At 62.2% G+C, this 14,072-nt stretch carries 9 protein-coding genes and 1 pseudogene; all 10 read left to right on the top strand.

The features are described 5' to 3' along the window. Nucleotides 1-33: 33 nt before the first annotated feature. Nucleotides 34-1,002 (top strand): DUF3313 domain-containing protein, encoded by a 969-nt coding sequence (locus AC15MQ_RS04195; RefSeq protein WP_483079414.1) that lies wholly within the window; start codon nt 34-36, stop codon nt 1,000-1,002. Between the two features lie 693 nt (nt 1,003-1,695). Further along, on the top strand, nt 1,696-2,787 hold the full coding sequence (locus AC15MQ_RS04190; RefSeq protein WP_483079413.1) for an efflux RND transporter periplasmic adaptor subunit: 1,092 nt from the start codon (nt 1,696-1,698) through the stop codon (nt 2,785-2,787). A gap of 6 nt (nt 2,788-2,793) precedes the next feature. Further along, nucleotides 2,794-6,000, top strand: coding sequence for an efflux RND transporter permease subunit (locus AC15MQ_RS04185; protein ID WP_483079093.1), 3,207 nt, complete (start codon nt 2,794-2,796; stop codon nt 5,998-6,000). Further along, the gene (locus AC15MQ_RS04180; RefSeq protein ID WP_287669395.1) at nt 5,993-7,423 is read left to right on the top strand and encodes an efflux transporter outer membrane subunit; all 1,431 of its coding nucleotides are present in this window, start codon (nt 5,993-5,995) and stop codon (nt 7,421-7,423) included. Before AC15MQ_RS04185 ends, AC15MQ_RS04180 begins: the two co-directional genes overlap by 8 nt. A 128-nt stretch (nt 7,424-7,551) precedes the next feature. Next, nucleotides 7,552-8,442, top strand: coding sequence for a polyphosphate kinase 2 (gene ppk2, locus AC15MQ_RS04175; protein WP_483079412.1), 891 nt, complete (start codon nt 7,552-7,554; stop codon nt 8,440-8,442). A 297-nt stretch (nt 8,443-8,739) separates the two neighbouring features. Beyond that, nucleotides 8,740-9,297 carry a lipid-binding SYLF domain-containing protein gene (locus AC15MQ_RS04170; RefSeq protein ID WP_287655692.1) on the top strand — a complete coding sequence of 186 codons (558 nt, stop codon included), beginning with the start codon at nt 8,740-8,742 and terminating at the stop codon, nt 9,295-9,297. Between the two features lie 79 nt (nt 9,298-9,376). Next, nucleotides 9,377-10,603, top strand: a complete 1,227-nt coding sequence (locus AC15MQ_RS04165; protein WP_483079411.1) for a patatin-like phospholipase family protein — start codon at nt 9,377-9,379, stop codon at nt 10,601-10,603. A 31-nt stretch (nt 10,604-10,634) separates the two neighbouring features. Beyond that, nucleotides 10,635-10,754: pseudogene (locus AC15MQ_RS04160) on the top strand (IS5/IS1182 family transposase); the annotation flags it as partial. A 72-nt stretch (nt 10,755-10,826) separates the two neighbouring features. Further along, nucleotides 10,827-12,245, top strand: coding sequence for a DUF2252 domain-containing protein (locus tag AC15MQ_RS04155; protein WP_287665857.1), 1,419 nt, complete (start codon nt 10,827-10,829; stop codon nt 12,243-12,245). After that, nucleotides 12,242-13,999: a SulP family inorganic anion transporter gene (locus AC15MQ_RS04150; RefSeq protein WP_332333141.1), complete on the top strand. Its 1,758-nt coding sequence runs from the start codon at nt 12,242-12,244 to the stop codon at nt 13,997-13,999. The genes AC15MQ_RS04155 and AC15MQ_RS04150 overlap by 4 nt, the downstream gene beginning before the upstream one ends. Nucleotides 14,000-14,072: the final 73 nt, after the last annotated feature.

Below are 14,072 nucleotides of genomic sequence, written 5' to 3'. Positions count from 1 at the left end.
GAAATCCTGCTGTTGCACGGTGGGGTGCGCCTGGTGCCCTATCACGCCAGCGTCTGCGAAGGTTTGGTCGAGGCGGGCCGAGCGCTTGCCTGGGTGGTTGGTGGGTCCATTGGCGCCTGGCAGAAAACCAACTCTGACCAGGGTCTTGTCACTCAATTTATACAAGAAGCATTAATGAAAACACCACGCACTTTTCACCAGACAGTTGCTGTACACACGATAGCACTCCTCGCTCTTGCCGGAAGCACGCTCCTCTCGGGCTGCGCGACCGATAGCTCCTTGCTGGGCAGTGGCACGAACATAACCGTTTCAGACAAGACACGCATGACCAAGAGCGGCTATCTGTCCGATTACGCGCGCTTGAAGCAGACTCCCTGGAGTGACGGAATCGAGTGTTGGCGAGATCCCGAATTCAATGCCAAAAACTACGACAAGGTGTTGATCTCGCGTATCGTAATTTCGCTCGCACCGCCCAAGGACAAGGATGCTCAACAACTGATCGATCCTGGCGACCTCAAGACCCTTACCGACTACTTCCATGGATCGCTGAGCAAGGCGCTGAAGCCAAAGATGCAGGTCGTTGATACGCCTGGACCTGGGGTGGTGGTTATCGGGATCGCCTTGACCTCCCTTGTGCCGACTACAGTGAGCAAGAGCGTTACCGGTACGCTGATTCCATATGCATTCATCGCCGAGGCCGGTTCTGGCGTAGCCTCCGGTAGGCCGGCAGGCTCTACTCCTTACATGGGCGAGACTGGAATGGAGATGGCGTTTCGTGACGGCACATCGGGGGCTGTTCTCGGAGAATGCAGGGACACAGAAATCGGACGCAAGTACGCCGCAGATGCCAGTTCGAATGCTGTTGGCACGGTCCAGACCTGGACGGGCGGCTATGTGAATTCGTTCCAGGCCTGGTCATATGCGAAGAACGCATTCGACAAGTGGTCGATGCTGGTCGCGAAGCGCTTGGCCGATCTGCGTGGAGCTAACCTGGCGCAGTAACACCCTTCTGCCCGAGCCAAGGACACGCTTGAAAAGGTCCCCACCGGTGCTGACAGCGGACTTGGGCAAGGATCCCCCAAAACGCGGCGAATGCCACCTCTTCGCATTAAAAGTGAAGACAGAAAAATGACTCATCGAATCCTGTACACAATCGCTCTGACCGTTTCCTTGATCTCTGAGGCGGGCGCACAGCAAATTGTTTACCCCGCCAATGGGCAGTCACAGCAGCAACAAAAGACTGACGAGGCGGCCTGCTATTCTTGGGCAGTGGAGAAAAGTGGTTTTGATCCCGCTTAGTCGCCTCCGCAGCAAGCGGCCGCAAAACCTCCAACAACATCAACAGGAACGACGCCGGGCGCGGGCGTGCGTGGCGCAGCTCGTGGTGCCGTTGTGGGTGAAGTCGTTGGAGGGAACGCGAGCTGATCGGCGCTACGACAGGTGGAAAATAGGGCACGCCCCTCAAGGGGGTACGGTGGCCGCGTTCTCCCCCAGCCCAAAAATATCCCGAATGTGCAGCAACCAGTCTCCCCTATTTCCCCTGCAGGAACCGTCATGACGTCCAGCCCCTCATCCTTTTCCGCCGCTCATCACGCCTTCCGCCATGTCGCCCTCGGTCTGGCCGGTGTGGCCTTCCTGATCATTGCCGGTTGCGACAAGGAGAAGCCCGCCGCCCCGCCGTCACCAACCGTCGAGTTGGTCACCGTCACGCAGCAGGACGTGCCGATCTACATGGAATGGATCGGGTCGCTCGACGGCGACGTCAATGCCGTCATCCGCCCGCAGGTGACCGGCTACCTCGTCAAGCAGAACTACCGCGAAGGCGACCTGGTGAAGAAAGGTCAGCCGCTCTTCGAGATCGACCCCCGCACCTTCGAAGCCGCCGTGGACGAAGCCAAGGGCGTGCGCGCCCAGCAGTTGGCCCGCTACGAAACGGCCCGTGCCAACCTCGCCCGCGTCAAGCCGCTGGCGGCCAAGAACGCGGTCAGCCAGAAGGACCTCGACGATTCCACCGGCACCGAACAGTCTGCCAAGGCGCAGCTTGAGTCCGCCGACGCGGCGCTCAAGACCGCGAAACTGAATCTCGGTTTCACGCGCATCACCTCCCCGGTCACCGGCATCGCCGGCATCGCCAAGGCACAGATCGGCGATCTCCTGAGCCCCAGCATGGCGACCGAACTGACCACCGTGTCGACCGTGGAACCGATCAAGGTCTACTTCAACATCAGCGAACGCGAATACCTGAAGATTGCGAACGCGGCGATCGCCAGCGGCAGCCGGCCGGAGAAAGTGCCGCTCACGCTGATCCTGGTCGATGGCTCGGTTTACCCTCAGCCGGGCAGATTCTCGATCCTCAACCGGCAGGTGGACACCAGCACCGGCACCTTCAAGGCGGCCGCGCTCTTTGGCAACCCGGACAACCTGCTGCGCCCCGGCCAGTACGGCCGGGTGCGCGCCACGATGTCGGTCCAGAAGGGCGCGCTGCTGGTACCGCAGCGTGCGGTCACCGAACTGCAGGGCAAATACCTGATCGCCGTCGTCGGCCCGGACAACAAGGCCGACATCCGTCCGGTCAGCGTCGGTGAGCGGATCGGGACCGACTGGATCATCACTCAAGGGCTGCAGCCCGGCGAGCAGGTGATCGCCGAAGGCACACAGAAGGTGCGGCCGGGAATGACCGTCAATCCGAAACCCTTTGTCCCGGCCGCACCGGCGGCGCCCGCCGCAGCCAGCCCGGCCAAGGCCGACGACAAGCCGGCGGCGCCTGCGCCCGCCGCCAAGGGGTAAGGCACCATGTCCAAGTTCTTCATCAACCGGCCGATCGTGGCCATGGTCATCTCGATCCTGATGACCATCGTCGGCCTGGTCGCCATGTCGGGCCTGCCGACCGCCCAGTTCCCGAACATCGTTCCGCCGCAGATCCAGGTCAGCAGCACCTACACCGGCGCCGACGCGCTGACCGTCGAACAGGCGGTCGCCACGCCGATCGAGCAGCAGATGTCCGGCGTCGACAACATGGACTACATGTACTCGATCAACGCCAACAATGGCCAGTCCACCCTGTACGTCAACTTCGCGCTGGGCACCGACGCCAACACCGACCAGTTGCTCGCCCAGATGCGCGAAGGCCAGGCCGAGTCGCAACTGCCCTCGGACGTGCGCAATTACGGCGTGACAGTCCAGAAATCGACGTCTTCGCCGCTGATCATGTTCGCGCTCTACTCGCCGAACGGCACCTACGACAATGTTTTTCTCGCCAACTACGCGTACATCAACATCAACGACCAGATGACGCGCGTCAAGGGGATCGCCAGCGTCACCGTTTTCGGCGCCGGCCAGTACGCGATGCGACTGTGGGTCAAGCCCGACCAGTTGGCCAAGCTGAACATCACGGTTCCGGAAATCATCAACGCCGTCCAGAACCAGAACACCGTCAATCCGGCCGGGACGATCGGCGGCGAGCCGGTGCCGGCGGGGCAGTCGTTCACCTACGCGGTGCGCGCGCAGGGGCGGCTGCAGAGCACCGAAGAGTTCGGCAACATCGTCCTGCGCGCCAACCCCGACGGTTCGGTGGTGCGCGTCGCCGACGTGGCGCGAATCGAGCTCGGTGCGCAGACCTACAGCCAGCAGGGCCGGCTGAACGGCAAACCGGCGGCGCTCGTCGCGCTGTACCAGATGCCCGGCGCCAATGCGCTCGACGCCGCCGACGGCGCCAAAAAGCTGATGGAGAAGATCAAGGAGAGTTTCCCGCCCGACCTCGAATACGTCATCGCCCTCGACACGACGCTGTCGGTCACCGAAGGAATCAAGGAGATCGAGCACACGCTGATCGAAGCGCTGGTGCTGGTGATGATCGTCGTCTTCGTCTTCCTGCAGGGCTGGCGGGCGACGCTGATCCCGCTGCTGGCGGTGCCGGTGTCGCTGGTCGGCACCTTCATGCTCTTTCCGATGTTCGGTTTCTCGATCAACACGCTGTCGCTGTTCGGTCTGGTGCTGGCCATCGGCCTCGTCGTCGATGACGCGATCGTCGTCGTCGAAGCCGTCGAGCACCACATCGAACATGGTTTGTCACCCAAGGACGCGACACTGCGGGCGATGAGCGAGGTGACCGGGCCGGTGATCGCCATTGCCGTCATCCTGGCGGCGGTTTTCGTACCGACGGCTTTCATTCCCGGCATCACCGGCCAGCTCTACCAGCAGTTCGCCGTGACCATCGCCATCTCGGTGATCATCTCGGCCTTCAACGCGCTGACGCTCAGCCCGGCGCTCTGTGCGCTGCTGCTGCGACCCAAGGTCAGGGGTAGTGGCCCGTTGCAGAAATTCTACGACGGGTTCAATCGCGCTTTCGGCCGGGTCACCGGCGGTTATGTCGGTGTCTGCCGGCTCGCCATCCGCCGCAGCGTGATGAGCCTCTTTTTTCTGGTGGCCGTCGCGGTTGTGGCGGGTTTCTTCGGCAAGCTCGTCCCTGCCGGCTTCCTCCCGGATGAAGACCAGGGTTACGTCTTTGCCGCGATCCAGCTCCCCAATGCCTCATCCTTGCAGCGCACCTCGGATATTGCCGCGCAAGCCGAAGATCTGATCATGAAGGTGCCAGGCGTCCAATACACGACCACCGTCATCGGCTACAGCATGCTGAGCCAGGTGACCAATACCTACAGCGCTTTCTTCTTCATCACGCTCAAGAACTGGGGTGAACGCAAAGCACCCGACGAACAGTACACCGCGATCAAGGCCGAGTTGACGAAGCGGCTCGCCAGCATCCCCGGCGCCATTGCTTTTGCGTTTCCGCCACCGGCCATTCAGGGGGTCGGCACCTCCGGCGGGGCGACTTTCATTCTCGAAGACCGCGCTGGAAAAGACATCGCCTTCCTTGCCGCGAACACCACCAAGTTTATCGAAGCGGCGAAAAAGCGCCCCGAGCTGGCCAGCGTTTCGACCACCTTCCTGCCGATCGTGCCGCAGCTTTTCATCGAAGTCGATCAGGACAAGGTATTGAAGCAGGGGGTCATTATCAGCGATGTCTACAAGACGCTGCAAAGCTTCCTCGGCAGCGGTTTCATCAACTACTTCAACCGCTTCGGACGCCAGTGGCAGGTCTATGTGCAGGCCGAGGGCGAATACCGGACCAACATCGAGAACGTCGGGCGCTTCTACGTGCGCAACAACAAGGGTGAAGCGGTGCCGCTCTCGGCGCTGACCTCGATCCGCAACATCTCGGGTCCGGAATTCACGATGCGCTACAACCTCTACCGCAGCGCACAGATCAACGCTTCGGCAGCGCCTGGTTACAGTTCGGTGCAGGTGATGCGGGCGCTCGAAGCAGTTTTCGCCGAGACGATGCCAAGCGAAATGGGTTACGACTACTCGGGCATGTCGTTCCAGGAGCAAAAGGCCCAGCAGGGCGTCTCGCCGATGGTCATCTTTGGTTTCTCGCTGCTCTGCGTCTTCCTGATCCTGGCGGCGCAGTACGAAAGCTGGTCGCTGCCTTTCTCGGTCCTGCTCGGTACGCCGATCGCCGTCGCCGGCGCCTTCGCCGCGCTGCTGTGGCGCGGCCAGGAACTCAACGTCTATGCGCAGATCGGCCTGGTGATGCTGATCGGTCTGGCGGCCAAGAACGCGATCCTGATCGTCGAGTTCGCCAAGATGGAATACGAGAAGGGCGAACTGTCGCTCGCCGAATCGACGCTCAAAGGCGCGGAACTGCGCCTGCGGCCAATCCTGATGACTTCGTTCGCCTTCATCCTCGGCTGCGTTCCGCTGGCCATCGCCAGCGGCGCTGGTGCCATTTCCCGACAGGTGATGGGCAGTGCGGTGATCGGCGGCATGCTGGCCGCTACCTGCATTGCCATCTTCATCATTCCGGTGACTTTCTACGTGGTCGAAAAGATCAGTCACAAGGGCGACACCGGGGTCGGTCACCACGCTGGGGAGAGCGTCGCCGCGGCCACCGAGAGTTCCACGGTACCGATTGCTGGAAAGGAGGGAGATAGCCATGCGTAAGCCCTTGTTGGCCGCACTGCTGGCGCTGCTGGTCGGTGGCTGCATGGTTGGACCCGATTACGTGCGTCCAACTATCGACACGCCGACGGCCTGGCGTCTGAGTGACCAGGACGCCAGGGATCTGGCCAATACTGCCTGGTGGGAGCAGTTCGGCGACCCGGTACTCAACGAACTGGTCAGCGCCGCCCTGCTTGCCAACAAGGATCTGCTGATTGCCAGCGCGCGCATCGAAGAGTTTGCCGGCCAATATGGATTCGTCCGTTCCGCCCTCTTTCCGCAGGTTGGCGCCGGCTACGAGGTGAGCCGACAGAAGGGCGTCGCTCCGGGCGCATCGACCTCCTCGACCTACAACAACTATCAGGCGGTGCTCAATGCCAGTTGGGAGATCGATATCTGGGGCCGCATTCGCCGCCAGACCGAAGCGGCGAGGGCACAGCTCCTGGCCAGCGAGGACGGCCGGCGAGCGGTCATCCTCTCTCTGGTCGGTAGCGTTGCCGGTGCCTACGTCAACCTCCGCGACCTCGATCGCCAGTTGGAAATCGCCAGGGCGACGGCGAAAAGTCGCGGAGATTCGTACGAGATCTTCAAGGAGCGTTACGCGGGTGGCATCATCTCGTTGCTCGAACTGAGTCAGAACCAGTCCCAGTACGAGGAAGCTCTGGCCACCATCCCGGCCATCGAGAAGTCGATCGTACAACAGGAGAATGGCCTGAGCGTGTTGCTCGGTCGCAACCCCGGGCCGATTACCCGCGGCAGGAACATTGATCAACTGTTGCTCCCGGCCATTCCAGCCGGTCTACCCTCGGATATTCTTGAGCGACGGCCAGACATCCAGCAGGCGGAGCAGAGCCTGATTGCCGCCAATGCCCTGATCGGCGCGGCCAAGGCGGCTTACTTTCCGACCCTCTCGCTGACCGGTCTGTTCGGCTACGCCAGCAACAGCCTTGGCAATCTTTTCGACAGCCAGTCGAAGGTCTGGCAGTACGCTGCACCGATCAGCATGCCGATCTTCACGGCCGGCGCCATCGCCGGTCAGGTGCAGGCGGCGGAAGCGCAACAGCAGCAAGCATTGTTTGCGTATCAGAGGGCCATCCAGCAAGCCTTTCGCGAAGTCAATGACGCGCTGATCGACCAGGACCGCACGCGTGCCCAGTTGCAGGCGCAGAAACGCCAGGTGGGAGCTCTGGAGCAGTATGCGGGGACGGCGCGGCTGCGCTACGAAAACGGCTACACCAGCTATATCGAAGTCCTGGATGCGGAACGTAGCTTGTTCAATGTCCAGTTGCAGTACACGCAGACGCAGCAGACCCAGTTGCAGGCGATGATCAATCTCTACAAGGCAATGGGCGGCGGCTGGGTGGTCGAGGCGGAGAAAGTCGCCGTTGCAGGAGGAGTGAGGCGGGACGAGGTCCTCCCGCAGTAGGCCTGGCAGGTGCCGGCGCAGTGGTCTTCCCGTCGGCGTGTTTTGGCATGCCTGACTGCTCGGCGCCCGCCTGTGGGGTCGCCAGCCAGCCATGGCAGTCCATCGAAGCGTATCAAGAGGAGAAGTCAATGAGCAAGAAAGGCAAGTCGGCAAAGCGTGTCAAGGCCGAGCAAGTGATCAGCCCTGGTCCCGAGTCGCCGGCAGAGCAGACCGAGGGCGAGCCCCAGAGCAAGCCGACGAAAAGAATGTCCGAGCGGGTATACCTCAAGGAACTCGAAAAACTCGAGGCCGAGTTGGTACACCTGCAAACCTGGGTGATCGAGAAGGGCCTGAAGGTGGTGATCCTCTTCGAAGGCCGTGACGGGGCCGGCAAGGGCGGCACTATCAAGGCGATCACCGGGCGCGTCAGCCCGCGCATCTTCCGGGTTGTCGCCCTGCCGGCTCCGACCGAGCGCGAGAAGACCCAGATGTATGTACAGCGTTACCTGCCGCACATGCCGGCGGCCGGCGAGGTGGTGATCTTCGACCGCAGTTGGTACAACCGCGCCGGTGTCGAACGCGTCATGGGCTTTGCCAGCGACGAGCAGGTGCAGGGTTTTCTCAAACTGGCGCCCCTCTTCGAAAAGCTGGTGGTCGGCAAAGCCAACAACATCATCCTGCTCAAGTACTGGCTCGAAGTCGACATGGATGAGCAGACGCGCCGCCTGGAGGCCCGCATCACCGATCCGCGCAAGCAGTGGAAGCTGTCGCCGATGGACCTCAAGTCGTACAGCCGCTGGTACGATTACTCGCACGCGCGCGACGAAATGTTCAAGGCAACGGACACCGAGTGGGCGCCCTGGTTCGTCGCCCGCTCCGACGACAAGAAACGCGTACGCCTGAACATCATCAAGCATATTCTGAGCAGCATCCCGTACGAGGTCGTCAAGCAGCCAAAGATCACCTTGCCGAAGCGCCAGAAAGCCGGCGACTATCAGGAAGCCGATCTGCCGCTGAAGTATATTCCGGAAGTGTATTGAACCGGGCAGCAGACCCCCTCGTAGAGGACTCTGAGACGCATCCTTTCAAGACTGAGTGAGGGTATTAGCTATGACGTAAAACACCTGTTTTCCAACCCAACCGACGGCTTGCGGCGAACGTTGCTCCCAACCGGGCAAAATGTGGGCGAAAAACCGTGTCGGATAGGCGTTGTGGCCGAAAACTTGGCCGCAGTGGTTTCCCGACGTGGTTTTCTGAGGTTCCAGCTTACATCCCCCATGAGGTACAGTCCGCTCGGCTGAAATTTTCTCGATAACCATTCTTCACAGGAGTGCTCCATGCCTAAGACATTTGCTCGATTCTTTCAATGGTTTCTGTTAGCCGTCATTGCGGCTCTGCTGACTCCGGTCACGGCCAGCGCGGCGGATCATACCGCCCTCGAACGCGACGCGCGCAATATCTATCAGAAGTTGCTCGCCAGGGTTCCTGCGGCGAAAGCGCTGTCCAGGAATGCGCTGGCCGTTCTCGTCTTTCCGGAGATCACCAAAGCCGGTCTGGTCGTTGGTGGACAGTACGGCGACGGTGTTCTCTTCAAAGACGGTCAGGCGGTGGGGTACTACAACACCACCGGGGCTTCGTACGGTCTGCAGGCCGGCGCCCAGAAATACGGCTATGTGATGTTCTTGATGAATGAAAATTCGCTCGAGGCGCTGAACCGGAACGACGGATTCGAAGTCGGTGTGGGCCCCTCCATCGTGGTGGTGGATGAGGGCATGGGCCGGTCGCTGACCACGAAGACCATTAACAAGGACATCTATGCCTTCATTTTCAACCAGAAGGGCCTGATGGCGGGCTTGGGTCTGCAGGGAAACAAGATCACGCGCCTGAACGACTGAACCAGCCCATGAGGAGAAGGCAGCAACCTGGCAGTCGAAGCTGCCGACAATGATCCAAAAGTGATGCAAGGAGAGAACCGTGTCCCTCAAAACCACCTGCCTGATTGTCGCCTCCTTCCTGATCATTCAAGGTTGCTCGATGACACCACCGCGCCTGCCGGCGGTGCCATCAACGTGGACGGCGAAGGCCGAGATACCGGGCATGCCCGGCGTGCGGCATGTCCCGGGCGACATGGCCGAGTTCAGCCGTGATTCGTTCGACGCGCTGCGCCGGGAACAGGCTTACCGTGCGCAGCAAGGACAGCAGGGGCAGCTGCCGCCCGCTGTTTTTCTCGCCATCTCCGGCGGCGGGGATAATGGCGCGTTTACCGCGGGCGTGATGAATGCCTGGACAGCGACCGGCACACGCCCGGAGTTCAAACTCGTTACCGGCATCAGTACCGGGGCGCTGATCGCACCCTTCGCCTTTCTCGGCTCAAAGTACGACGGTACGTTAAAGGAAGTGTATACCACCATCTCGCCGAAAGACGTCATCGAGCCACGCGGCCTGGTTTCAGGCGTACTGAGCGACGCGATGGCCGACAATGCGCCGCTCGTGAAGTTGACGCGCAAATCGGTGAACGAGGAACTGCTGCGGGAAATCGCCGCCGAGTATGCGAAAGGTCGCCTGCTGCTGATCGCCACCGCCGACCTGGACGCGCGTCGGCCGGTGATCTGGGACATGGGAAAAATTGCCACCTACGGCGGTCCCGGAGCACTCGATCTTTTCGTCAAGGTCATGATTGCCTCGGCGTCGATTCCAGTAGGCTTTCCGCCGATGATGATCGACGTCGAAGTCGACGGCCGGCCTTATCAGGAAATGCACGTAGACGGCGGCATTGTGGCGCAGGTCTTCGCCTATCCTGCGGAGATGCGCATCAATGAGGCGGCGATGGCGGTCGGCGTCAGCCGTGAGCGCCGGCTCTACGTGATCCGGAACGCGCGCCTGGACGCGGAGTGGGCCGATGTCGAGCGCAATACGATGAGCATCGCAGCGCGTGCCGTTGCTTCGTTGATTCACAGTCAGGGAATTGGCGACCTATATCGCATCTATGCCACCGCCGAGCGCGATCAGGTCGATTTCAACCTCGGTTTCATCCCGGCCAGTTTCAAGGTGCCGCACAAGGAAGAATTCGACAACGCGTATATGCGCGCGCTCTACGACCTCGGTTACCAGATGATGGCGCAGGGCTTCCCGTGGCTCAAGGCGCCGCCTGGTTTCGCGCTGCCGAGGGCCGTGGCGGCCGGCCAGGAGTGCGTCCGGTAAAGGGTGAACTTAAACAAGAAGGTGCTTCGCCTGGGGAGACGATCATCCCCGTGATGCGATCCTCAAGGAGATCGAAGCCAAGGGAAGCCCCGGCTGGAAGAACGAGAGCGGCTACCACCGGCGCAGCATCGCGGAGAATATGATGTACCGAAATATGCCAATATACTACATCAACGCCGGCCAGATGCAAAGATCGTTGGCGATGTGATCAGGTGAGTGGGAGATGAGCAAAATCAATCGAAGTGAGAACCCTCGGAATACGGGAACGGACAACGAAAGGGCGATTCTTTCCCCGGACGAGCGCCGCGTGCAAGGTAAGGCGCTGCGCGAGGCAGTACCTCGAGAAACCCAGGGCGGATGGAAGCCGCTCAGGAAGCGGCGCGATCCGGTTGAAGTGCTCACCGAGTCCAACGAGGGGCGGTTGTCCCAACTCGTGCCCATCCGCTTCGGTCGGATGCTGCAGTCGCCTTTCACCTTTTATCGGGGTTCGGCAGCGATCATGGCGGCCGATCTGGCGTCCACCCCCAACTCCGGCCTACGGGTACAGGCATGTGGCGACGCCCATCTATTGAACTTCGGCGGCTTTGCCACACCCGAGCGGCAGGTGATCTTCGACATCAACGACCTGGATGAGACCCTGCCGGCCCCCTGGGAGTGGGATGTCAAACGTCTGACGGCGAGCGTGGTCATCGCCGCGCATCACCTGCGGCTCCACGAAAGCCAGGCCGCACGCGCGGCGACGGCGACCGTGCGCGCGTACCGTGAGCGGATGGCCGACTATTCGTCGATGCCCGCGCTCGACGTCTGGTACGACAGAATCACGGTCGAACAAATACTCGCCGAAGTGTCCAGCGAAGAAGTCAGGAAACGCATCATCAGGCGGCTCCAGAAGGCGCGCCAGCAAAGCTCTGCCGAAATTATCTTCCCCAAGCTCGCCGAACACCACGGGACGCTGCCCAGGATCAAGGAAGAGCCACCGCTGATTTTTCACCCCTCGGAGGAACTGGCGCCAGGACTCAGAACACAGTGCAGCGAAGCGTTGGCCGCTTATCGCGCGTCACTCCCCGAACACGTGCGCGTGCTGTTCGACCGCTTCCATTTCTGCGATCTGGCGATCAAGGTGGTCGGTGTCGGCAGTGTCGGCACGAGGTGCACGATCGGGCTGTTCATGGCTGCGGACAATGATCCCCTCTTCCTGCAGATCAAGGAAGCGCGGGCGTCGGTCCTCGAACCCTACGCGGGCGCGAGCCTGCACCCGAATCACGGCCAGCGAGTCATTGCCGGGCAGCATCTGATGCAGGCCGCCAGTGACATCTTTTTGGGCTGGACAACGGGCAGCGATGGGCGGCATTACTATCTGCGCCAACTGCGCGACGTCAAGATCAGCGCCATCATCGAAGGATGGGATGTCGAGCTGCTGATGACCTACGGCCGGCTGTGCGCCTGGGCGCTGGCGCGCGCGCACGCTCGCTCGGGGGACGCGGCGCTGATCGCCGGCTACATGGGTTCGAACGCGGCTTTCGACGACGCGATCTGCGAGTTCGCCGTCGAGTACAGCGACCAGAATCAGCGCGACTACCGGGCCTTCGTCAAGGCGGTGCGGGAAGGACGAATCGAGGCTCAGGTGGAAGAAAATCCATGAGTACGACACCGACTGCCGAAGAAAGGGGCTCTGCCAGTGGCGTGGCGCGCGCAATCCCGGCTCGCGGCTGGCGGGCGGTCTTTCCGCCGGCGCAGTGGCTCGCCGGCTATCAGAAGCAGTGGCTGACGCACGACGCGATCGCCGGCGTCACGCTGGCGGCCTACGGCATCCCGGTGTCGCTCGCCTACGCCTCGCTCGCCGGCCTGCCGCCGCAGTACGGCATCTACTGCTATCTGGTCGGTGGCCTGTTCTACGCGCTCTTCGGCTCGTCGCGCCAGTTGGCGATCGGCCCCACCTCGGCGATCTCGATGCTGGTCGGCGTCACGATCGCCGGCATGGCGCAGGGGGATGCCGGACGCTGGGCCGACATCGCGGCGCTCACGGCGGCGGTCATCGCCGCGATGTGCCTGCTGGCGTGGCTCTTTCGTCTCAGTTCGCTGGTCAACTTCATCAGCGAGACGATCCTGCTCGGCTTCAAGGCCGGCGCGGCGCTGACGATCGCCATGACCCAGCTGCCCAAGTTGTTCGGGGTCAAGGGGGGCGGACACGGCTTCTTCGAGAGCGTCGCCGTCCTTGCCGGGCAGCTTCCCGACACCAACCCCGTGGTGCTAGTTTTCGGTCTGAGCGCGCTCGCCGTGCTGCTGCTCGGCGAGAAATTCCTGCCCGGCCGGCCGGTCGCGCTCTTCGTGGTGGTGCTTTCGATCCTCGCGCTGTCGCTGACGCCGCTCGGGGATCTCGGCTTCAAGGTGGTTGGCTCGCTGCCGCAGGGCTTGCCCGAATTCCGTCTGCCGGGCCTGCGGCTGCGCGACGTCGACGGGGTTATCCCACTCGCCTTCGCCTGTCTGCTGCTGGCCTACGTTGAAAGCGTTTCGGCGGCCCGCGCGCTGGCGCAGGCGCATGGCGACGAAATCGATCCGCGCCAGGAACTGCTCGGCTTGGGGGCGGCGAATCTGGGCGCGGCGCTCTTTCAAGCCTACCCGGTGGCCGGCGGTCTGTCGCAGTCCTCGGTGAACGACAAGGCTGGCGCCAGAACGCCGCTGGCGCTGGTCTTCGCCTCGCTGACCATCGGCCTGTGCCTGCTCTACCTGACCGGCATGCTCTACAACCTGCCGAACGTGGTCCTCGCGGCGATCGTCCTGGTCGCCGTCAAGGGACTGGTCAATATCGGCGAATTGCGCCACGTCTGGCGGGTGAGCCGGCTGGAGTTCGGCGTCTCGATGAGCGCTTTCGCCGGCGTGCTGCTGCTCGGCATCCTGAAGGGCGTGATCGTCGCGGTTGTCGTCTCAATGCTTTTGCTGATCCGCCGCGCGGCGCACCCGCATGTCGCTTTCCTGGGCCGAATCCCCGGCACCCGGAGTTACTCCGACAGCGAGCGCAACCCGGACAACGCGCCGGTCGCCGGGGCGTTGCTGTTTCGCGTCGAATCCTCCCTGCTCTACTTCAACGTCGAGCACGTGCGCGAAGCGCTCTGGCAGAAGATCCGCGCAAGCAACGCAGCGCTCGACCTGGTGGTCTGCGATCTGTCCACTTCGCCGGTGGTCGATCTGGCCGGCGCGCGGATGCTGGCCAAACTGCATCAGGAACTGCAGGCAGCCGGGATTCGCCTGCGGCTGGTAGGGGCGCATGCGGCGGTGCGCGACATCCTGCGCGCCGAAGGATTGGAGGAAAGCGTCGGCTACTTCGGCCGGCGGATCACGGTGGCCGACGCCATCGACGAGTTTGATGGCGGTCCCACAAAGGCGTCGCGCGCATAATTCGGAGATGCCGCGGCGTTTTGGCGAGCGCCGCCGGTCGGCGATAAGGATGTAGCCGCTGGTCAGCAGTACC

The organism is Candidatus Accumulibacter propinquus (assembly GCF_056856495.1).
This window is presented reverse-complemented; position numbering and strand designations above follow the sequence as displayed.